Source organism: Clostridium hydrogeniformans DSM 21757, assembly GCF_000686705.1.
In the GTDB taxonomy this organism is placed as follows: domain Bacteria; phylum Bacillota; class Clostridia; order Clostridiales; family Clostridiaceae; genus Clostridium_Z; species Clostridium_Z hydrogeniformans.
The window spans coordinates 50,605-73,064 of sequence record NZ_JMLJ01000012.1; the positions used below are offsets into that span (position 1 = coordinate 50,605).

Here is a 22,460-nt window from a genome sequence, read left to right on the forward strand (position 1 = left end):
ATGATAAATTTATGTGTACATTATTTTATCATATTTTTATGATTTTACATAATATAATTAAGCAAATTTAACTTTAATTATTTTTTATATATCCCTTTAAAACTTTTTAATTATGTATTCTATATCTAAAATATATATTACTTTCTCCAAAGCTTAATTTTTTTACTAGAGTAAATCCATGTATACCTTAAGAACTTATATAAAAACCTTATATAGGGTTTTTATATTAAGCTTTAACTTATTCTTTTAAAATATCATTGATTTCTTTTTCTTTAGCCATATGTATAAATTAATTTTTAAACTTAAAACCCTATATTTCTCTTTAAATATTCTATCTTAACTTTTAACACCATTCTATATAACACTATGTGAAAACATAATCTTCACATAGATAAAGTTGAATATTCTACCCTAAGGTAAAACTTCAACTTTATATAAGTGCTTATATTATGCATAAGGTGACTTCGGAAATCCCTCTCTATACTTACCCCTTGTTTGAAGCCCTCCTATACCTTTCATTCCTGTGATTGTATTTTCTAATATTTCATGAATAGGTACAACTTTTTCTATATTAGTATAAGCTATTTTCTCACATATAAATACAGGGTCTAGACAATGTATAAGGACTCTACTTGGAGAACTTGCAAAATTAGCTCCTGCATCTAATATATTTTCATAACAAGATTGACATGCCCCTGCAAATATTACTAGCTCATCATAACTAGAATTATAATTACGTAGCTCAGTTACCGCTTCAACAAAGTATTTAGAATTTCTATAATTATTAATATCCATATAATCCCTGGCTTCTTTTATCATTCCATCATGGCCTGTTAAAACCACTATATCAGGCTTTGCTTCTTTTACAAGTTCTACAACTCTAGAAGGTTGATCTTTTTCCTTAACTGCAAAACCTTCAGCATTTATATTAAGTTGTTTATATACCTTTAAACAGTTTTCAAGATAAGTAGGATCCCCATCCACATGCAGTATCTTTCCTGGTCTACCAAAGATAAGCTCTTTACTTGGTACTACCTTTCCTGATTTCTGGATCCGTTTTCTTGTAAAAACCTCAATACTTTTTCCTTGTCTATCATCCATAATACTTTGAATAGTTGCTTTTACTGCCCTATTAAAAATTATATCCTTCTCTCCATTATAATCTTCCTTCACTACCTCAAGATCTTCTTCTGGAGAATCTGCTATTATTCTAAGATTCATTCCTTTTAATATATATATTGTTTTTCCATCATCTCCTTGTTTCTTATCTATTATCTTAAAAGCTATATCTTTTTTATAAGATTTCCTAACCACAATATCTCCTATTTCCATAGAGCTTCTCCTTGGTATTATTGTTACTATGTTATAATATGCTATTTGGAATAATATGACACCCTATCCCTATTTCTTAATTTTTCTATGGGTTAGATTATGCTTAATATAGCTAGAATTTATAAAATAATTAAAGTTTTAAAGCTTTAAAGTCTTTCTTAAAAACTCCATAAAACTTTATTCCACATATAAAATGAAAAATAGGTGTAGTAAAAAACTACCCCTATTTTTATTTAAATTTCTATTTAACTTTTACAGTCATTATATGCTCTATAGCCTTATGATCTCCAAAATTCACTTCTAAGTCTTCAACTTTATCCATATTAGTTATTATTACTGGAGTCATTAAACTCTTGCCCTTTGATAAAATCTCTTCCCTATCTAAGGTAACTAATAAATCACCTTTTTTAACCTTATCTCCAACATTTACATGAGATGTAAATCCATTACCTTGTAGCTCTACAGTGTCTATCCCTATGTGTATTAATAATTCTAATCCCTTTTCAGTATTTATAGCTACTGCATGTTTTGTAGGGAATAATACTGCTATTTCTCCACTTACTGGAGCAAATATCTTAGAGCCAGTAGTATCAACTGCAAATCCATCGCCTAAAAGTTTTTGAGAAAATACTGAATCTGGAACTTCACTAAGCTCTACTATCTTTCCATCTACAGGAGAATTAAACTCCTCAATTTCTATGTTATTGCTACTATTATTTTTTTTTTCTTCTACTTCCTCTTTAAAATCTCTCTCTGGTTCCACATCATTTAGCTTTAAAGATTCTTTTAATAAGTCTTCATTAGCCATAAGCTTTTTAATATCATCTTTTATCTTCTCAGCTTCTGTTCCAAATATTACTTGAACACTATTTCCTGCTTCCATAACTCCTGCTGCTCCAAGAGTTTTTAAAGCTCCTCTATCAACAGCTGAAGGGTCTTCTAAAGTTAATCTTAATCTAGTTATACAAGCATCCAGTACTTGAATATTATTCTTACCACCTATAGAATGTAACACTCTAGCTGATCTTTCAAGTCCCTTTAAATCCTTAATAGAAGTGTCTACTCCACCTTCTACCTCTGCATCCTCCCTACCTGGAGTCTTAAGATTAAAAGCTCTTATTCCAAAGTAGAATACCACAAAGTATAATGCAAAGAATGCTATTCCTACAAGCCATATAAGAAGAGGTTTTCCAGCAAAACTATATCCAAGGACATAATCTATAAATGAAGCTGAGAATGTATAACCTAATCTAATACCTAAAAGGCTAGTTATTATTCCTGAAGCAAAAGCTGCTACTACATGGAATACAAATAGCATAGGTGCCACAAAGATAAATGAAAACTCTATAGGTTCAGTTATACCTGTTAAGAAAGCAACAAAAGCTGCTGATATAAGCATCCCTGACACTGATTTTCTATTTTCTTTTTTAGCTGCAAGTATCATTGCTACCGCTGCTCCTGGAAGACCAAACATTAATATTGGATATTCTGATGCCATAAATACCCCTGCACTTGGATCCCCATGGAAAAATCTCGCAAAATCTCCGAAATAGGAAACTCCATTAGAAACATATTCTCCAAATTGGTATAAGAAAGGTGGATAATACATATGATGCAATCCAACTGGTATTAGTAATCTCTTTCCGCTAGCATAGAATGCAGGTCCAAGCACTGATGTACTTGCCCATTTTGCAAAGACATCGATTCCATCTTGAAGTATTGGCCATATATTAACACCTATGTACGCTATTATTAAAGCTGCTATAGACGTAACTATAGGAATAAATCTTTTTCCTCCAAAGAATCCTAAAACTTGTGGTAATTTTATATTATGATACTTATTATATAAAATAGCTGCTGTAAGACCTATTATAATACCACCAAAGACTCCCATATTAATTTTATTAGCTGCCACTATATCAGTATAATCCTTAGTTAACTTAAATGCATCAAGGGCAATTCCTTGAGCACTAGCAGCTGCTTCTGCTGCCTTTAAAGCTGCTGTATCTCCAGCTAGCTTTATTATTCCTTCTAATATGTACTCACCAACAACAGCTGCAAGAGCTGCAACTCCTTCTCCTCCCGAGAACCCTATAGCAACACCTACAGCAAATATCATAGGAAGGTTACCAAAAATAACATCTCCTGCTGTTGCCATAAAAGGAATATTTAATAAATCTGGCTGTCCAAGTCTTAATAAAAGTCCTGCTGCTGGTAAAACAGATACAGGAAGCATTAAGGACTTACCTATTTTCTGAAGAATAGAAAACAGTTTTTTCATAATAATCCTCCTTTTAATAAAAATAAAACATCTTGATACTTATAATATATTTAGGTTTTAAAAATAAATATTGAAGTTATATACTTATAGATAAACTCAGTGAAATCTAAACTTACATAGATTTTTTCACCATCATGTATAAAATTCCTAAGCAAAAATTCAAGGAATACTTTAATGTTAAATTGAGGATACCTACTAATATACTAAGTTTCTAACCTTAAGTTAAAACCCAAAACCTTCATAAGTAATATTTATAAACAAATAAAAAAGCATACCAAAAAGAGTATACAATAACCCCTTTTAGATATGCTTTATCATTTCTTAAAACATTTCTTAAATATAATTAAATCAAAATAAATAAAATAAACTATCAATGGCTTAATTTTACTCTTTTTTCATATCCATGTCAATATTTGTAGTTAGAGTTATGTGTAAATATTATAAAACTATATAGTATAGCTTTTACAAATAGTATTATAAAAATTCACATATATTAAAAATATACTCTATATTTTTTAGCTCAAGTCCATAAATATAATTTCTATTTCCATATCTCCTACAAATAAAAATAAAAAAATCTCATTAGAAAGTCTCTATTTTTTTCCTTATACATATTTAAAACTAAACTTACTATTCTGATTCATTAATATATTCCTTAAACTCTTCAATAAACTTAACATAATCCTCTTTTTCTTCTATAAGATCTTTAATCTTATTAGAGAATGTATTATGAGCCCAGTTTACTTCATTATAATAATATCTATTAGCAAGCCTCCAATACCTTTGAGGGAAAAGTAAAAATGCAAGTAATACCCTATGCTCTTCTTTACGAAGTTTGGAAACCTCATTGTATCCATCCAAAATTTTCTTTGCAAATTCTAGATCCCAGTTATTTCTCTTTAAAACTTTTATCATAAAATTAGATATATCATAAACTCTTATTTCTCTTTTGCAATAATCAAAATCTATTACATTATAAAGCCCATTATTATCTATTACTATATTATGATAGGTATAGTCATGATGACAAAAACTCTTTGCCTCCTCTGCCTCTTTGCAAAGTTCAAGATAGCTTGAGTTTTCTATGACTTTTCTTGCTCTTTTTCCTAGGTCCTTATAAAAGTCTAAGGATTTTATATATGATATATCAAAGTCACTTCTTTCTCTTTTTTTTCTTGACATATCTAGCATCTTATCTAATGCCTTTATTCTCTTGTCCATTAAATGAGGCCATCTCTCTAAGTCACTCTTAAGTTTACTGTTTTCTGGTGGTTCATATCCCTTTGAAGCTAAATGCATTTCTGCTAGATTCCTAGCCGCCTTCTCTACCTCATCTATATTCTTAAAATCACACTCATTTCCATCTATCCACTGGGATAGTGTATATAAGTCTTCATTCACTAGAGCAAAAGGCTCCCCACTTATATTTAACTCATATTTATCTACCCTACCATAGCCATTATTTATTAGATGCTCTTTAGCTCCATATACAAAAAGTAATTTTTGTGGTCCATAATTTATTCTTTTCAAACACTTTTCACCTTTATTGGTCTTTAAGTAATATACCCCTCTATTAGGCTTCAAAGTTTCTATTTTTATGTTAAATTGTCTTTCTATTTCAAATTCTCTCATCATAATAATCACCTCCCTTATAATTTATATGTATGTTAATTATTAATTATTAACATTTTTTCCCTAGAAATAATATAATAGAATATAGCAAAAAAGAAAGGATTGTACTTATGAAAATAGGCATTGATGGTCGAGCTGCTGTTTGGTACAAAGGTACAGGCATAGGAACCTACACCTATGAACTCCTTAAGACTTTAAATAATATAGATGATATAAATAATTATATGATTTTTTCCCCAAAAAATTCCACTATACCTTTAAATCTAAGAAACAACTTCGAAACAATCTCTGGAGAAACCACATTAAAAGAAAGTTTTTGGGATAGCATAGATGTTCCAAACAAAGTTGTAAATCAGCCCCTAGACTTATATCATATTCCTCAGAATGGTATAGGAATGAATGAAAACTTGAACTCTCCACTAATAATAACCCTTCACGATATTATTCCATTAAAACTTCCTCATACTGTGGGAGATAAATATTTAAAATTATTTAATGATAAGATTCCAAAGATAATAGAAAAATGTGAAGGTATAATAACAGTTTCTCAATTTTCTAAAAAAGATATCTCATCATCCTTTAATTTTCCTAAAGATAAAATCTTTGTAACTCCATTAGCTAGTGAGGAAATCTATAAACCTATGGATAAATTTATGTGCAAAGATATTATTAAGAAAAAATATGGAATTACAGATGATTATGTTCTTTATGTAGGTGGTTTTAGTCCTAGAAAGAATATAATAGGTCTAATAGAGGCCTTTAGCCAAGTTTTAAATAGTACCAAGAGAAAACTGAAGCTATTAATCCTTGGTACCAAGGGTATATCCTATGAGATCTATAAGAAGCGTTGTGAAGAACTTAAAATATCCAATAAGGTTATCTTCCCTGGATTTATTCCCAGTGAAGATATGCCCCTATTCTATAACAGCTGTGAAGTTTTTGTTTATCCTTCCTTTTATGAAGGTTTTGGACTTCCTCCTCTAGAAGCTATGGCTTGTGGTACTCCTGTTATTTGTTCTAATGTAACCTCCATACCAGAGGTTGTCTATGATGCTGCTTTATTTATAAATCCTAATAATATAACTGAACTTAAGGATTCTATAATAAGAGTATTAGATGATAAACCCCTTAGGGAAAAATTAATTTTAAGGGGTATAGTTAGAAATAGTAACTTTACTTGGAGAAATACAGGGAAACAAACATTAATAGCTTATAATAAAACAATAAATAATTTTTAATTAATTTATAAATTCTAAGGAGATGTGCCCATATGAGTAACCTTTCATTTGTCTACATCTCCTTTTTATTTTATATCTATTTACACCGAACATACATTCGTATATAATTATTTAATAACCCTAATTTTCATATAATTAATTTATTTTTTTTATTAAGGAGATAGTAACTATGGATATTATGGAAAAACTAGCTATATTATCATCTGCTGCAAAATATGACGCTTCCTGTTCTTCTAGTGGAAGCAAAAGAAAAAACTTAAATAGTGGTATTGGAAATGCATCAACTTGTGGTGTTTGTCATAGTTTTACTCCTGATGGAAGATGCATATCCCTTCTAAAAATTCTTTTAACTAATTACTGTATATACGATTGTAGTTATTGCATAAACAGATCATCAAATGATGTCAGCCGTGCAGCTTTTACCCCTTATGAAATAGCTGAACTTACCATAAACTTCTACAAAAGAAACTACATAGAAGGATTATTCTTAAGCTCTGCTATATTTAAAAGTCCAAGTTATACCATGGAACTTTTAGTTAAAACATTAAAACTTTTAAGAATAGAATATAAATTTAATGGTTACATCCATGTAAAGGCAATCCCAGGAGCTGAAGAGTCATTAATAAAAGAGGCCGGAGCTTATGCTGATAGAATAAGTGTAAATATAGAGCTTCCATCCTCTAGCAGTCTTAAACTTTTAGCCCCACAAAAGAAAAAAGACAATATATTAAAGCCTATGAAACTTATAAAAAACGGAATACTTGAACATGATGAAAATAAATTTAAATTTAAATCTGCTCCTCTTTTTGCTCCTGGTGGTCAAAGTACTCAACTTATTGTAGGTGCCTCCCCAGAAAGCGATTTTAATATATTATCACTTACTGAAAACCTTTATAAAACCTTTAAACTTAGGAGAGTTTACTATTCTGGCTATGTTCCTGTTAATACTTCTAATGTTCTCCCTAATGTATTTTCACCGCCTCTTCTTAGAGAACATAGACTATATCAAGGAGATTGGCTTATAAGGTTATATGGATTCAAAGCTAAAGAGCTTTTAAATGAAGACAATCCTAACTTTGACATTAAACTAGATCCTAAGACTAATTGGGCTTTAAATAATCTTGACTCCTTCCCCATTGAGATAAATAAAGCTTCCTATGAAACCTTAATAAGAATACCTGGTATAGGATTTACAAGCGCTAGAAGGATAATTCTTACTAGAAAGGTTCATTATTTATCCTTTGAAGACATAAAAAAACTTGGAGTAGTTATTAAAAGAGCTAAATATTTTATAACATGTAAGGGAAAATATTTTGGCGATAGTGTTTTCGAACCTCTTTATATTAGAAATAAGCTAGAGAATAAAAAACTTGTGGAGAATGTTAATATTCAGCAGCTCTCATTCTTTAGTAACCTACCTTCTAGTCCTATGAACTTTATAAAAACAGATTTAAATTCTAGATTACATGGAGATTTATAATTATGATTGTTTATTTATATGATGGAAGCTTTTATGGACTTTTAACCTGTATATATGAGAGCTATTATAATGCTAAAAAACCTACTGAAATTTTTAAAAGTTGTAACTTTTCCCCTGAACTTTTTCATGATATAATTCATATAAAAACTGATGATATAAAAAGCAAAAAGGTAGAGGAAGGGATAACCTCAAAACTAAATAAAGAAACTTTAAATTTAATATATTATGCTTATTTGAGCGGAAATAAATATATTGATACTCTTATATTAAAATATTTAAGACTTGCTTTTAAGATAGGCCCCCTTATTAATTCTTATCTTCACAATTCTATAGTGCTCAATATTAGTAAAGAAATTAAAAAAGTACAATTTGAAGTTCATCGTATGGAAGGATTTATAAGATTTTCTTCTTTAGAAAATAATACCTTATATTCTACCATAGAGCCTACAAATAATATACTTCCATTAATTATGCCTCACTTTATAAATAGACTCCCAAATGAAACCTTTGTAATCCATGACTTAAGGAGAAATCTTTTAGGTATTTATAAAAATAAAAAATGGATCATAGAGGAATTATCAGACCCTGTAGTACTTAATGATAATATAAATGATGATTTTCAGGAACTTTTTAAAACATATTTTAATCATACGACCATAAAAGAAAGAAAAAATCCACGTCTTCAAAAATCCTATATGCCTAAAAAATATTGGAAGCATATGTTTGAAGTAAATGAATAAATAAGAAAAACAGCAATAATTCTTTTAAAAAAATCATTGCTGTTTTTTACATTAACAAACTATATTTACAATTTATTATTGAATTAAAACTTTATTTTTTATCTATATAAAACTCCTTTATAAGTTTTGAAAAGTTTATTTTATTATCTTTTAATGAAAGTCTTTTGCTTAACTTACCTAAAAAAATTTCCTCATTAAAACTTTCCATACAATCATAATAAGATGTTATAATCTCTATTATATCCTCAGGATATATAAAGTATAAATACATAAGAATCAGTTCATTCTCTGTAAGGTCTATATCCTTTATATATTCCTCCAAAATCATCTTTCCTCTTTCTATATCATAGTCAAAGTACCTAATACATTGATCTATAAATTCACTTAAGTTTATAGATCTAAATCCTAGGTAACTATCACTTATATCTATAAATAATCCTTCATTCTCATAATGTATAACATTATGACAAGATGTATCCTTAATACAAAGGCATATTAAAGCTTTTTCTATGTGGGTTTCATTTAATTTTTCTATAACTAATTTAATTCTGTAAATTATATCATCTACATTTTCTGAAAATACTTTATTAAATCCTCTTTTATATTCTATATTATCTACTCTTTCTTTATAATTTTTAATTTTATATAAATCCTTTTTCATATGCTTAATTAATTTTTCTTTAAAAATGCTATTATCTAAATTCATATTCACAGGTTTTGTTTTTAAATGAAATTTTTTAAGACCATTTACCGCACTTATACTGCAGTCTATGGAATTCATATTTCCTTGGAAATCACTCCTTAATTTTAGAAAATAAAACTGGTCATCATTCTCATTTTTAACTTCATATAAAACTTCATAATTCTCCCTTAAAAATTCATTATTCTCTATAATATCCCTTAATACTCCGATTTCATTTTCCTTTAAAACCTTTTTATATAGTAAAGCTCCTATATTTGTAGTTAGCAAATAACTATCCTTTAATGGAACTAAATCACTAACTATTATATTTTTACTTTCAAAAAAATCAGTGGACAAATTATATTCACACAACAATTCTCTCTGCCCATATTTAGAATCCATATACTCCTCCTAATTAAAGTGCTATAGTATCTCTTTTAATAGCCCTTAAAATCCTACTCTCATATTCTTCTAAGTCCCATTCCTTTCTCCCCTCCCTATACCTATTAAAATTCTTCATAAAGCTATAAGGGTAATTTACCAAATCTACTATATAGTTGTAACTATCCTTAGAAAGGTTCTCTAAGGAGCATATATATTTAACCACATCACTAAGGTTAAAACCCTCTCCCCTTTTCTTCCTATCTAACAATATACTTATATAATCATCCTCTATCATATTATAAGAGCATTTATCAAGAGATCTTATATATAATCTCTCCTGAATCCATATATTTTCTATACTTACATCTCCAATACATAACTCTGAATTTTTTATAGCCCGCTCTATAATATTTCTATAGGTATTACTATTTTTATGTCTTATTGCCTCCTCAGCTTTTCTTAGCATCATTGGTCCTTCTTTTAAAATCACCATATCTGTAGAATTTAATTTTTCTTTATTATTTAAGCTATAAATCATTCTTTTTAATTTTATTGTATCAACAAAGCATGATTCCATCCTTTTCCCCATGCTACTATCAAGAATTCCTTTGTTCTTAAAAATATATCCATTGGTATACTTATGAAATCTATTTATTGCCTCTAATTGATTTACTAAGTTATATTCCCTATTCTTATTTATAACTTTAAATTCAACTCCCCTATCTCTCAAAAGCTCTTTAAGATCTTTACAGTTTGAACACATTCCCCTTTAAGCCTCCCTTATATAATATCTTAAGTTCTTTGCTAAAATCATTTCTTGCTTCCATATCATCTAATATTTTAAAAAGTTTTTTTTCAAAAAATTCTTCTTCCCAATTTTTCATCTCCCAGTAGTACTGTATACCTATCTGCCAAAAATCTTGGGGGAATTTTATAAAGGCTGCCATTATGGGTATTTCATCATAGGTTAATCTATAAGCCTCACTATAACTATTTAATATATTTATAGCTGTATTAATATGCCATTTACCATTCTTTAAGACTCTAATTATTAAACTTCCTAGGTCATGAAGATGGGTATCTAAAATACAATAATCAAAATCTATTATTTTTAACTGGTTGTCCTCTGTAAGTAAAATATTATGATGAGCTGTATCATGATGACAAAACCCCTTATTCATCATCTCGTCCTTCATCCTATTTATATAATTACAGTTTATTATATCTACCAAGGTCTCATTACAAAGCTCTAGATTTCTTTCAATATGCTTGTAATAGAGTTCATCAAAAGCTGTTTTTTTACTCTTTTTTTCTATTCTATTTTTGAAATCTAAGATTTCATTTTGTCTTGTATGAAAAGTTGTATACCAGCTCATCCAAGCAATTCTTGGCTTCATATTATCCTTTATGCTAAAACCTCTGCTTTTTAGGTGTAATTCCCCTAAAAATTTTGATATCCTCTCTACTTCTATTGGATTATCATAGTTACTTTCCCTACAGGATATCCATGGATTTACATACCCAAAAGTTTTATTGTCTAACTCTATATAATCTTCATTAAACCTTGTTTTAATAAAAGGTAAAACTCCATTAAACCCATTGTTTCTCAGGTGTTTTATAGCATTTACTATAAAATTAAAATGTTTAAATTCATAGTTTATTATTTTTAAAGAATAAATTTCTCCATCTTTACTTTTTATTTTATAAACATTTTTTATCTTCTCTATATCTTCTATATTTATTTTATAATTATTTTTAACCCGATTTGCTACTAGGTCTATGTTCAAACCATTCCCTCCAAAATACTACTCTCATCTCAGTATATGTATTTTTTCTATTTGTTGTGATAATTTGCACCTTTTAGATGAGCTTATAATATTTATGATAGTATAACTAATACTTTAGGAGAGATATTTTATGAATATAGCCATTGATGCACGGGGTATCAACTGGTATAAAGGAACAGGTATAGGTACTTACACTGATAATGTTTTAAATGAACTTTTAGAAATAGATGATTATAATAACTATTCTATATATTGGTCAATGGATGACTATAGTAGACTTAAAAAGAAGAATACAAATATTATAATGACCTCTAGGCGTCATCAAAGATTTTTTGAACAAAATTACTTTCCAAATCATTTAAAAAGAGAAAACATAGATATATTTTGGTTACCTCAAAATGGTATGGGGCTTTTAGGTGAAGGAGCTAATAAATATGTAATTACTATTCATGACTTAATCCCCTATACCATGCCTGAAACCGTTGGACGTGGATATCTGAGCAAATTCTTAAGAGAAATGCCTCATATAATTGAAAAAAGTCATGGAATTTTAACTGTATCAGAGTGGTCTAAAAATGATATTTTAAAGTTTTTCCCTATAGATGAAAATAAAATTCATGTTACCCCATTAGCTGCTAATAATAATTACAGACCACTAGATAAAGTAATGTGCAAAGAATACTTGAAAAATAATTTAGGTATAGATAAAGAATTCGTACTATATGTAGGTGGATTTAGTAAGAGAAAAAATGTTAAGTCTCTTGTAGATATATTAGATAGGGCTAATGTAAAAAAAGACTATCTTTTAGTACTTCCAGGGTCTATAAAAGATGAGGGACAAAAACTTTTAGATTATGTAAAATCTAAAGGATTGGAACGTAATGTTATATTTCCTGGATACTGTTCTGAAGAAACTCTAGCTATTTTATATAACTCCTGCTCCTTATTTGTTTACCCATCCTTCTATGAAGGCTTTGGTCTTCCCCCTCTAGAGGCTATGTGCTGTGGTGCCCCTTTATTATGTTCTAATTTAACATCAATTCCTGAAGTTGTTGGGGATAATGGTGTGCTTTTTGATCCTTATGATAATGATATGTTCCTAAAAGAATTTGAAGACATACTAAATGATTGTGATAAAAATATTTATTTTAAGAATAAATCTCTAGAAAGAGCAAAAAACTTTTCCTGGAGGAAAACTGCTGAAAAAACCTTAATTGCATTGAATAACATTCATAATAGTTGTTAATACTATATTATATAACAGACATAAATCAACTCCTTTTAATATATTTATAAAAATTCCCCTTAGAACTTTATCTAAGGGGAATTTCTTTTTCATATATAGTTTCATTTAATTTCTTTTCATAATCTTTTATATTATTTTTAATATCCTTATTCTTTATAACTTCCAAAATATTACCACCAATAAACTTATCTATTTCTTTATACATATTATCTACTTCTCTCATATATGCATCTCGGGAAGTATACTCAAATCTCCTAAGAACCTTGTCATTATTTAAAAAATCTATACTTTTATCTATAGAATCATTAAAGTAAATTGGCTTATAAAGAGGTAACATATAATTATTTGTTATTCCTTCTATTAGTACCACCTTATCTGTAAGCAAAGTTTTTATAAAATCCTTTGCTAATTCTTTATTTTTTGCATTATTCATAACTCCTATATCACTGGTAATACTTATTACTGATCTATTTCCTCCTGGCTCAAAGGCTGGTATTTTATTCATTACAATTTTTTCATTATAATTATTATCTTTTACTAAATTCTTAATTTTCTCTATGGATCTATTACTTCCTATAAAACTTAATGTTTCTCCTTTAAAGAAGTCCTCTTCTCCATCCTCTTCCTCTGGGATAATATTTATAAGGTCTAAGTCTTTTAACTTTTTTATTAAATTCAATGCCTTAATAGATTCTTCTGAAGCTAATGTAACCTTTCTATCTTTATCTCTATAATTAGTTAAAAGTTGATTAATTAAAAGAGAGTATATGGAATTTTTTCCTTTTATATTAGCGCTTAGAAGCTTAATTCCATGTTTTTCTTTTAATTTTATACCTAAATTTAAGAGATCCTCCCAGGTATTTATATCTAAGGCAGTAACCCCCATACTCTTAAGAATATCATCCCTGTAGTAAATTCCCATAACCTCTACATTCATAGGAAATACTTTTAGTGCTCCATAAGTCTTTAATGATTCTAACTTTTTATTATCAAAATCTTTTATAAAGTCAGAAACATATGGATGTATATACTCTAAGTCATTATAAAAATCATATACCTCCATATTGGTTGTAGAGACTATATCATATTCTCTTCCTTCTTTTATGCTATCTTTAATCTCATTTTTTAAGTTGTTTTTGTCTATGACTTTAATGTCTATTTTGACATCTCTATGTTCTTCTCTATAAACTTCAGATGCCTTATTAAAATATCCTTCGTACTCTTTAAATGTAAGTATTTTTAGTTCTCCTGTAAACTTTCTTTTATCTTTTTTTCCTGCAGTACAAGAGGAAAGGGTAAAAGAAAGAATTATTATTAAAAGTAATATACTTATATACTTATTTTTCATATTAATCACCTAACTTTTGAAATCTCTACTTATAATATCAGAAACAAAGAAAAGTATAAAGATTATTCTCTCCATAAATCCCTTACTTTTTAATTTATTAACAAATACCCATTATGTTATAATAAAACCAGGAGGGATATTATGTCAAAAATATATGATTATGGTGAGAACAGATGTTTAGAACCTAAAAATTCGTTTCCCCATTCAGCTTGGAAATTAGATAATAAAGCTTATATAAACTCCACTGAACTTCTTATTAAAGTATCTGTTTTAAAGCTAGATTCAAATAGCTTTAAACAAATTTTCATAGAATGTGATGGAGATGAAAATAGAATCAAAAATAAAATATTAAACATTGTTGAATCTAGGGGTAAACTTCATAACCCTGTAACAGGAACAGGCGGAATACTTTACGGCAAGGTAAAAAATATGGGTATTAACTATCATAACATATATAAATTAAAAAGTAATGATAATGTTATAAGCTTAACCTCTCTTGCCATAACCCCTCTTAGTATTAATAAAATCTTATCAATTGATAGTAGTACTGGACAGGTGTATATAGATGGAGAAGCCATAATCTTCTCTGGCTGTCCTATAATGAAAGTAAATAATGACCTTCCACTACCTTTACTACTCGCTGTATTAGATGAAGCTGGCTCTGCAGTAAATACCTATAACTTAGCAAAACCAACAGATAGAATTTTGATATTAGGTGCTTCTGGAGTTATGGGACTTATTTGTGGATATGCCGCCAGAAAAAAGCTAAAAAATACTGGAAAACTAGTTGGTATAAGATTAGACACCGACAAAGATTTTAATAATAAGGTAAGTACCATATTTGATGAGATTTATTCAATTGATGCTATGAAGCCTCTAGAGGCTTATGAATCTCTATTAAAAAAAGAAGATTTATTTGATTTAACTATTAACTGTATAAATAATTCTGGCTCTGAACTCTTTTCTATTTTATCAACTACTAATAAAGGCTCTTTATATTTATCTAGTTTAGGTTCAAATTATAAAACTACCTGTGTTTCTGCTGAAGGAATGGGCCGTGATATAAATATAATTGGATATAAAGGCTACACTGAAGGACATGCTGATTTTACTCTTCAAATGCTAAAAGAAGATCCTGGATTAAAGGAACTAATTAAAAATAGACTGAAAAAGAACAACGCTCTTCCCTCTTTAAGTAATAAGGTACGCGTAAACAATATAGAAAGTAATATGTTAAAGGACATTTCCCTTGAGGAATATATATTTAAATCTGAAGAAATGAAAAAAGTTCTTGATAATGCTTTAAAGGTGGCTAACTTTGATTGTACTGTTCTTGTAACCGGTGAATCTGGAGTTGGAAAAGAAATTATTATTAACTTAATTCATAAATCCAGTGATAGAAACTTTAAACCATGTATAAAAATAAATTGTGCTTCTATACCTAAAAATCTTTTGGAGGCAGAACTATTTGGTTATGAGGGTGGAGCATTTACTGGAGCTCATAACCATGGAAAGATGGGTTTTTTCGAAATGGCTAATGGTGGAACATTATTTTTAGATGAGATAGGTGATCTTCCTCTTCCTCTACAAGTTAAACTTTTAAGGGCCATTCAAGAAAAGGAAATATACAGGGTTGGGGGAACTACTCCCATAAAAATAGATGTAAGAATTCTTGCTGCTACTAATAAAAATTTAAGCTTAGAAGTATCAAAAGGAAGTTTTAGAGAAGACTTATATTATAGATTACATGTATTTCCAATACATATTCCTCCCTTAAGGGAACGAAGTGATGACATTATCCCCTTAATCAATCACTTTATTTATAAATATAATAAAAAATTTAAGCTAAGCAAATCTATTCATGGAAATACCTTATGTCTTTTACTTGAACATAAGTGGCCTGGAAATATAAGAGAACTAGAAAACTTTATTCAAAGACTTTTAATATCCTCTGAAGAATCTATAATTATGCCTAAAGATGTTAATAAAATCCTAGGTATAAATTCATTAAATAAAGACTCTTCTTCAAAAGACTTAGATTATATTCCTAACCTTAAAGTTGCTTTAGAAGAGCTAGAAATATCCATATTAAAAAATGCTAAAAAAAAGTATCCTACTACACGGAAGCTTGCTAATGCTTTAGGAATTAGCCAATCTTCTTTAGTAAGAAAGCTAAGTAAATATAATTTATCCTAGTTTTTATAATTATAATATGACTTATTTTACTCCTATGCACAGATATTATAAAATTTCAATTTAACTTAGCTAAACTTTCAAAATATATTTTTATAAGAGTTAATTGGAATTTTAAAAGCGATTCATATGCGGTTCAAAGAGTCACTTTTAGAACACAATCGATTCATATATGGTTCAAAGTATAGATTTTTCAAATACTCTATATAGCTTTTTCTAGGTAAATTATATATTTTAATCTTGGCATAGTTTTTGCTCTATTTATAAATGTATTTTTATATAAAGAAAACTACCCACTTATAAATAAAGCTTGAAGAGGTGATACCCTAGATTCACCTCTTTCTTTTTTTATTATACATATAATATTTCTTATAATTTATAAGAAATATTTATATTATTATAACTATTTCCTTCTTTATATTAGTAATATTTATAATAATATAAAATTTCCCTTTACTATATTAGATATTTTTTTTAATATTAAAGTAGAATAAGTTTTTTAGGGGGATAAACATGAACATAGAATATTTAAAATATTTCTACAACATAGCTCGATTTAGAAGCATTTCTAAGGTAGCAACAGATTGTCATATCTCGCAATCTGCTCTTAGTCAACAGATACAAAAATTAGAGCAAAGGCTTGGGGTAAAACTTTTAGAAAGAAGTAATAAAGGTGTTAGTCTTACACCTCAGGGGGAGCTAATATTAAGGCATTGTGAGATTATAATTAATGCCTATGATAAGATGATTGAAGATATCAACTCTTCTACAATTAATAATGTATCCTTAAGCTCATACTATACTCTTACTTCCTTTATTCCTGAAATTTTTATAAATTATAATAAGGAATCTAGAGATAAGTATAACAATAAAATCAAGGTTAATTTTGATAACAACAATACTATACTTTCAAAAATCTTAAATGATATATGTGATATTGGAATATTATATTCCTTTGTAGATGATAAGCATGTAGCTTGTACTAAAATAGGGGAAGATAGACTTGTTCTAGCTGCATCATCTAAACTTAATGTAAAGGATTCCTTAACCCTTGATGATATATTTAAATATCCTTTTATACTTTTAAATAAAAGGCTTAACATAAAAAATAATCTTAGAGAGGCTTTATTACATGAAGGAAAAAATATAGGTGACTTAAATACTATATTAAATTTAGATTCCTTTGAAAGTGCTAAATCTGCTATTTTAAATGGATATGGTATCGGACTTGTTCCTTACTTATCTATAAAAAATGAGCTTCAACGTGGATCTATAAAAGAGATAGAACTTGAAGGCTTTGAATATAATTTTGATGTATATATGGTTTATAAGAAAGAATTCTTAAGTAAAAATCGTGAGTTTTTAGATGAATTACAATCTCATTTTAAACTAATTTTTAATAAATAACTTGTACAAGCTTTCTTTTAATTAAGCTTTACAAAAAAAGCCATGAATCCATGGCTTTTTTGATTTTTATTGTTTCATAAATGATATTTTATTTAAATGAGCTACTAAAAGATTACAAGTAAGACCTATAAAAATACCCGTAGCTATTCCCGTCACAGTAAGAATAGGTAAATATAAACTAACCCATATATTTCTTACTATAGCACAAGCAACTAGTATTTGACCTATGTTATGAAATATTGCTCCACTAGCACTGACCCCTATTATACTTACCTTATCCTTCAATCCTTCTTTAACCACTACCATCATTATAAAACTTAGTATTGCCCCTGATGCACTGTACATTAATGCTGAAAGACTGCCTCCAAACATAGCTCCAAGCAATAATCTAGATATTATTATAAAAAATGTTTCCTTTTTATTTAATATGTAAAGAGATAATACAGTTACTAAATTAGCAAGTCCAAGTTTAGCTCCTGGGGTAAGTAAAGGGATTGGTATATTAGATTCAAATATATGTAACACTAAAGCTTGAGCTACTAATAGTCCTATTAGCACCATCTTGTTTATTTTCTTCATAACTTCACCTCTTTTAATAGGATAATATAGGTTCATCTTCCTTGTCTTTTACCTCTCCCTTTATTTCTACAACAAGTTTATGTGGTAGACATACTATAGTTTGTCCTGGTTTACTTATAGCTGAAGTTCTAAGACAAACCTCATCCCTACAGTCGGCCTCTATCATAGTAACATTTCCATCTTTTATTTTTATTTTATTAAATCCATGGTCTACCTTAACTAGGATTTCCTCTTCTTTTTTATTATCTATTTCTAGAGACTTATATTCCTTACCTTCTACAGTTATAACCGCTGTCAAAACATTATAATTTCTATTATTTATAAAATAAAATGCTACATTAGGTATAATTGAAATACCTAAAAGTATGATTATTATAGCAATATCCATCTTTTTAAATACTTTCATAACTTTTTCTCCTATTTCTAATCTTCTTAAAATGACACCTTAAATAATACCACATATATTTTTTATATACTATAATTAACATTTTTTTCATATTCATATAATCTATTATATTATACCTTTCTTGTAGATTTTGATAAATACAATGAACATTATATAAAATATACAGAATATTTTATATAAACTTTTGTCACTTACTATAATTATTTGAAGAGGTTTAAATAGTTATTGAACCTTAAACCTATGTTGTAGTATAATACAATGGTAATTTAATTTGTTTAATTTTTAGCAAAGTCATAAAATTAAACTTTTTATTAAATATTAGAATAGCTATATTATTTAAGGAGGATTTAACTATGAATAAGAAAAGAGTTTTAAGCCTATTAACAGCATCAATATTAAGTGTATCTATATTAGCAGCTTGCGGTGATAAAAAAGAAGAACCTAAGAAAGATGATAAGAAGCCTGCAGCTACAGCTACTTACAAAGATGGAAAATACACTGCTGAATTTGATAAGGCAGATGAAAGAGGATGGAAATCCTTCGTTGAAATCGAAGTTAAAGACGGTAAAATAGCTAAAGCTACTTTTGATGATAAGAAGGAAGATGGAACTTTAAAGTCTAAGGACGAAGGATATAATAAGACAATGAAAGAGCAAGGAAAAAAGACAAGTCCTGCTGAATACACAAAGACATTCGCAGAATCTCTTGTTAAGAACCAAGATCCTGAAAAGATCGACACAGTATCAGGAGCTACTCACTCTTATGACAGCTATAAAAAATTAGCTACTGGATTATTAAAAGAAAAGGCTGCTAAGGGAGAAACTTCTACTTTAGTAATGCCATCTAAGTAATAATTTTAACAAATAAAGACTTTAGTATTAAATACTAAAGTCTTTATTTGTTAAAAAAGTTATATAGGATTTTAATATAAACCCTTAAGTTTTGATTTATAACAATATATTTAAAATACTAAGATTTAATTTCTAAAAATTGGAGGTACTTAGACAATGCATAGAAAAACCCTTGTAACCTTATCATTCTTTCTATTACTCCCTTCCCTACTTTTGGGCTGTAGTAATAAGAAAGTAGAAGATCCATCAACTAATAAAACCCCTCTATCAAAAACTGAATTTTTTATGGGAACAGCTGTGTCAATTTCTTTATATGATAACAAAGATGAGGCAATTATACAAAAGGCTTTTGATAGAGTTAAGGAAATAGAGGATGAGATTAGTATAAATAAAGAAAAAACTGATTTAGATAAAATAAATGATGCTTCAGGAAAAGAAGCAGTTAAAGCTAAGGATACTACCTTTGAAATAGTTAAAAAAGGTCTTTATTATTCAAACCTTGCTAGTGGAACCTTTGATATAACCATAGGTCCATTGGTAAAACTTTGGAGCATAGGACTTCCGGAGCAAAGACTTCCAAGTGATAAGGAAATCAATGAAAAAAAAGCCCTAGTTAACTATAAAGATTTAGAACTCAATGAAAATAATAAAACTATATTTTTAAAGAAACCTGGAATGATCATAGATTTAGGTGGTATAGCAAAGGGTTATACTGCTGATGAAATCGCTAAAATCTTAAAAGAAAATAATGTTTCCTCTGCTATTATAGACTTAGGGGGAAATATATATGTAATAGGTAAAAATTCTAATACTAATAATCCATGGAAAATTGGAATCCAGGATCCCCTTAAACCTCGTGGAGATATAATAGGATCTATAACTGCAGAAAATAAATCTATAGTTACCTCTGGTATATACGAAAGATACTTTGAAGAAAATGGTAAAAGATATCACCATATATTAAGCCCTGCTTCTGGATATCCTTATGATAATGAAATTGCTGGTATAAGTATATTAAGTGATTATTCAATAGATGGAGATGCTCTATCTACCACAGTATTTTCAAAAGGTCTTAAGGAAGGATTAGAACTTTTAGAAACTCTTCCAAATGTTGAGGGTGTATTTATAACTAAGGATAAAAAAGTATATTTAACTAAAGGTATTAAATCTTCACTTACTATAACAAACAAGGAATATGAAATTATGAATTAGAATATATTTATTTTCTTTGGGCAATATAATATTACACTTGCCTTCCAAACTTAACTATTCATAACTAACTTTTATTAAAAGTTTCATAATCTTTATTATTATTTTTATGTGAGTTTTAAGCTTAATACAATAGCACATCCTCCATTAAGTTTAAAAAAGGACATATTGGAAATTCCAATATGTCCTTTTCATATATATTATCTTTATACCTTTCTTATTTATAACTGATCTTAGATATTTTCTGTAATAAGAATATTTTTTTTACTATGAATCTTAAATAATATATTTGCTAATATACATGCTAATATACCACAGATTAATTTACATAGCATAAAAGCACCTAAAAATTCTGGATTTAAGGATGCAATGAACCCCATTTGTCCTCCAAATATAAATGAAAGTGATACACTGAGTGCACTTGCTATTATTTTTCCCTTCTCATTCATATCTTTTAAACTAACAAAAATTAAAAGGCTACTAGCTAAAGCTCCTAAAAATCCTGTTACCGCTACAGAATTTACCCCCATTAAATGCCCAATAGATGTAAAGGGTTTCTTAAATATTCTACTTATTACAGATATCATTGGATAAGCTCCTCCTAAGAAGAAAGATATCTTACAAACTATTTTTAAAACCTCTTCCATGGGAAGGAAATTAGAAACTATTGTAATATCTAATATAAATTGTAGTCCTTGAATAAGCATTGCAATTACACTTATTGATATTATGCACTTTCCAATTATATTAAATATTACTATGGCTTTATCCATAGACTTTAATATTAAAACTGTGAGTATTAACGAAAACACTATTATGGGAATGGTATTTATAAATATAAGTTTCATATTCATTCCCTTATAAAAGGCTACAATTAAAGCTCCAATTGGTATGGTTATAATCCCACAAATTACTCCTTTTGCAAAAACCTCAGTATCCTTTTTATCTATTAAGGTTAATGCCATAGGCAAAGAAAAACTTAATGTAGTTCCTAAGGTAGATGCAATAAGTACTGCTGAATATATCCCTACATCATTATTTAATGCCACATCCATACTTATTTTATATGCTCCCATATCTGGTGCAAGTATCATAGCCGGTAGAATCGATGGATCTATATTTCCACTTCCTAATATAGGTCCTAAATAGGATGATATTAAACTAGATATTATTGGAGTTAATGATAGTATTCCCACCATAGTTATTGCCATAGGCCCCATGGTTTTTATACCTTCTTCAAATTTTTCTCCTACTTTAAACTTATTTCCTATAAGATAATCTACTCCACCAATTACAAAAAAGAATCCTACAAAATATACAACAAATTTATCCAAGAATAACCCCCCTTAAATAATCTAAATAAATTTTACATTATCCATAAGAATCTTGCCATATATTTCTTTGAAAACATTTATATTTTTTTAATAAATTCTACTTATTTTCTTAAAATCCGCTTGTTATAGGGTTTTAAGTTTTAAAGTTATTTTATACATCTTGCTAAAGCAAGATAAGTCAATGATATTTTTAATGGATAAGTTAAGGACTTCTATTAAAACCCTATAAATATAATGTTTATACTTTTATATCTTTATACTAACTAAAAAAGTTATCTTAATTATATAGATAAAAAAACTATGGAGTTACCCATAGCTTTTTAAATTAAAT

At 28.2% G+C, this 22,460-nt stretch carries 18 protein-coding genes; 8 read left to right on the top strand and 10 right to left on the bottom strand.

Going from position 1 to position 22,460, the window contains the following annotated elements; translation table 11 throughout:
* Positions 1 to 447 precede the first annotated feature (447 nt).
* From yabG to BR69_RS0107550, 3 genes are all read right to left on the bottom strand, one after another.
* Positions 448 to 1,332 carry a sporulation peptidase YabG gene (gene yabG / locus BR69_RS0107540; protein ID WP_027632643.1) on the bottom strand — a complete coding sequence of 295 codons (885 nt, stop codon included), beginning with the start codon at positions 1,330 to 1,332 and terminating at the stop codon, positions 448 to 450.
* Positions 1,333 to 1,573: 241 nt separating this feature from the next.
* On the bottom strand, positions 1,574 to 3,613 hold the full coding sequence (locus tag BR69_RS0107545) for a glucose PTS transporter subunit IIA (RefSeq protein ID WP_027632644.1): 2,040 nt from the start codon (positions 3,611 to 3,613) through the stop codon (positions 1,574 to 1,576).
* Between the two features lie 630 nt (positions 3,614 to 4,243).
* Positions 4,244 to 5,248: a CotS family spore coat protein gene (locus BR69_RS0107550; RefSeq protein ID WP_027632645.1), complete on the bottom strand. Its 1,005-nt coding sequence runs from the start codon at positions 5,246 to 5,248 to the stop codon at positions 4,244 to 4,246.
* Positions 5,249 to 5,355: 107 nt separating this feature from the next.
* On the opposite strand from BR69_RS0107550, the gene BR69_RS0107555 reads away from it, so the two are divergent.
* From BR69_RS0107555 to BR69_RS0107565, 3 genes are all read left to right on the top strand, one after another.
* Entirely contained in the window at positions 5,356 to 6,483 is a 1,128-nt protein-coding gene (locus BR69_RS0107555; protein ID WP_027632646.1) for a glycosyltransferase family 4 protein, read from the top strand.
* Between the two features lie 169 nt (positions 6,484 to 6,652).
* Entirely contained in the window at positions 6,653 to 7,963 is a 1,311-nt protein-coding gene (locus tag BR69_RS0107560; protein ID WP_027632647.1) for a putative DNA modification/repair radical SAM protein, read from the top strand.
* A 2-nt stretch (positions 7,964 to 7,965) separates the two neighbouring features.
* On the top strand, positions 7,966 to 8,703 hold the full coding sequence (locus BR69_RS0107565) for a TIGR03915 family putative DNA repair protein (RefSeq protein ID WP_027632648.1): 738 nt from the start codon (positions 7,966 to 7,968) through the stop codon (positions 8,701 to 8,703).
* Between the two features lie 91 nt (positions 8,704 to 8,794).
* On the opposite strand, the gene BR69_RS0107570 is transcribed toward BR69_RS0107565, so the two are convergent.
* The 3 genes from BR69_RS0107570 to BR69_RS0107580 are packed head-to-tail and all read right to left on the bottom strand — an operon-like array spanning position 8,795 to position 11,556.
* Positions 8,795 to 9,787 (bottom strand): protein kinase family protein, encoded by a 993-nt coding sequence (locus BR69_RS0107570; protein ID WP_027632649.1) that lies wholly within the window; start codon positions 9,785 to 9,787, stop codon positions 8,795 to 8,797.
* 13 nt (positions 9,788 to 9,800) lie between these two features.
* Positions 9,801 to 10,532 (bottom strand): hypothetical protein, encoded by a 732-nt coding sequence (locus BR69_RS0107575; RefSeq protein ID WP_027632650.1) that lies wholly within the window; start codon positions 10,530 to 10,532, stop codon positions 9,801 to 9,803.
* Complete coding sequence (locus BR69_RS0107580; RefSeq protein WP_027632651.1) at positions 10,516 to 11,556, bottom strand: CotS family spore coat protein; 1,041 nt, start codon at positions 11,554 to 11,556, stop codon at positions 10,516 to 10,518. Before BR69_RS0107580 ends, BR69_RS0107575 begins: the two co-directional genes overlap by 17 nt.
* Before the next feature lie 130 nt (positions 11,557 to 11,686).
* Here BR69_RS0107580 and BR69_RS0107585 point away from each other — a divergent pair, with 130 nt between their 5' ends.
* Positions 11,687 to 12,802 carry a glycosyltransferase family 4 protein gene (locus BR69_RS0107585; protein WP_027632652.1) on the top strand — a complete coding sequence of 372 codons (1,116 nt, stop codon included), beginning with the start codon at positions 11,687 to 11,689 and terminating at the stop codon, positions 12,800 to 12,802.
* 67 nt (positions 12,803 to 12,869) lie between these two features.
* Here the strand turns inward: BR69_RS0107585 and BR69_RS0107590 are convergent, their stop codons facing one another.
* Entirely contained in the window at positions 12,870 to 14,150 is a 1,281-nt protein-coding gene (locus tag BR69_RS0107590) for an ABC transporter substrate-binding protein (RefSeq protein ID WP_027632653.1), read from the bottom strand.
* Between the two features lie 141 nt (positions 14,151 to 14,291).
* Between BR69_RS0107590 and BR69_RS0107595 the strand changes: the two genes are divergently transcribed.
* A complete protein-coding gene (locus BR69_RS0107595) occupies positions 14,292 to 16,346 on the top strand; it encodes a sigma 54-interacting transcriptional regulator (RefSeq protein ID WP_034849537.1) in 2,055 nt (684 codons plus the stop codon).
* Positions 16,347 to 16,856: 510 nt separating this feature from the next.
* Positions 16,857 to 17,750: a LysR family transcriptional regulator gene (locus BR69_RS0107600; RefSeq protein ID WP_027632655.1), complete on the top strand. Its 894-nt coding sequence runs from the start codon at positions 16,857 to 16,859 to the stop codon at positions 17,748 to 17,750.
* 66 nt (positions 17,751 to 17,816) lie between these two features.
* Here the strand turns inward: BR69_RS0107600 and BR69_RS0107605 are convergent, their stop codons facing one another.
* Complete coding sequence (locus BR69_RS0107605; RefSeq protein ID WP_027632656.1) at positions 17,817 to 18,329, bottom strand: Gx transporter family protein; 513 nt, start codon at positions 18,327 to 18,329, stop codon at positions 17,817 to 17,819.
* A gap of 13 nt (positions 18,330 to 18,342) precedes the next feature.
* Positions 18,343 to 18,735, bottom strand: a complete 393-nt coding sequence (locus tag BR69_RS0107610; protein WP_027632657.1) for a NusG domain II-containing protein — start codon at positions 18,733 to 18,735, stop codon at positions 18,343 to 18,345.
* Positions 18,736 to 19,088: 353 nt separating this feature from the next.
* Here BR69_RS0107610 and BR69_RS0107615 point away from each other — a divergent pair, with 353 nt between their 5' ends.
* Positions 19,089 to 19,586 (top strand): FMN-binding protein, encoded by a 498-nt coding sequence (locus tag BR69_RS0107615; protein WP_027632658.1) that lies wholly within the window; start codon positions 19,089 to 19,091, stop codon positions 19,584 to 19,586.
* Positions 19,587 to 19,742: 156 nt separating this feature from the next.
* On the top strand, positions 19,743 to 20,798 hold the full coding sequence (locus tag BR69_RS0107620) for an FAD:protein FMN transferase (RefSeq protein WP_027632659.1): 1,056 nt from the start codon (positions 19,743 to 19,745) through the stop codon (positions 20,796 to 20,798).
* Positions 20,799 to 21,028: 230 nt separating this feature from the next.
* Here BR69_RS0107620 and eutH read toward each other — a convergent pair whose 3' ends face one another.
* Entirely contained in the window at positions 21,029 to 22,129 is a 1,101-nt protein-coding gene (eutH, locus tag BR69_RS0107625; RefSeq protein ID WP_027632660.1) for an ethanolamine utilization protein EutH, read from the bottom strand.
* Positions 22,130 to 22,460: the final 331 nt, after the last annotated feature.

Coding starts and splice junctions, on each gene's coding strand:
- yabG (WP_027632643.1), bottom strand. CDS start 1,332: ATGGAAATAGGAGATATTGTGGTTAGGAAATCTTATAAAAAAGATATA.
- BR69_RS0107545 (WP_027632644.1), bottom strand. CDS start 3,613: ATGAAAAAACTGTTTTCTATTCTTCAGAAAATAGGTAAGTCCTTAATG.
- BR69_RS0107550 (WP_027632645.1), bottom strand. CDS start 5,248: ATGATGAGAGAATTTGAAATAGAAAGACAATTTAACATAAAAATAGAA.
- BR69_RS0107555 (WP_027632646.1), top strand. CDS start 5,356: ATGAAAATAGGCATTGATGGTCGAGCTGCTGTTTGGTACAAAGGTACA.
- BR69_RS0107560 (WP_027632647.1), top strand. CDS start 6,653: ATGGATATTATGGAAAAACTAGCTATATTATCATCTGCTGCAAAATAT.
- BR69_RS0107565 (WP_027632648.1), top strand. CDS start 7,966: ATGATTGTTTATTTATATGATGGAAGCTTTTATGGACTTTTAACCTGT.
- BR69_RS0107570 (WP_027632649.1), bottom strand. CDS start 9,787: ATGGATTCTAAATATGGGCAGAGAGAATTGTTGTGTGAATATAATTTG.
- BR69_RS0107575 (WP_027632650.1), bottom strand. CDS start 10,532: ATGTGTTCAAACTGTAAAGATCTTAAAGAGCTTTTGAGAGATAGGGGA.
- BR69_RS0107585 (WP_027632652.1), top strand. CDS start 11,687: ATGAATATAGCCATTGATGCACGGGGTATCAACTGGTATAAAGGAACA.
- BR69_RS0107590 (WP_027632653.1), bottom strand. CDS start 14,150: ATGAAAAATAAGTATATAAGTATATTACTTTTAATAATAATTCTTTCT.
- BR69_RS0107595 (WP_034849537.1), top strand. CDS start 14,292: ATGTCAAAAATATATGATTATGGTGAGAACAGATGTTTAGAACCTAAA.
- BR69_RS0107600 (WP_027632655.1), top strand. CDS start 16,857: ATGAACATAGAATATTTAAAATATTTCTACAACATAGCTCGATTTAGA.
- BR69_RS0107605 (WP_027632656.1), bottom strand. CDS start 18,329: ATGAAGAAAATAAACAAGATGGTGCTAATAGGACTATTAGTAGCTCAA.
- BR69_RS0107610 (WP_027632657.1), bottom strand. CDS start 18,735: ATGAAAGTATTTAAAAAGATGGATATTGCTATAATAATCATACTTTTA.
- BR69_RS0107615 (WP_027632658.1), top strand. CDS start 19,089: ATGAATAAGAAAAGAGTTTTAAGCCTATTAACAGCATCAATATTAAGT.
- BR69_RS0107620 (WP_027632659.1), top strand. CDS start 19,743: ATGCATAGAAAAACCCTTGTAACCTTATCATTCTTTCTATTACTCCCT.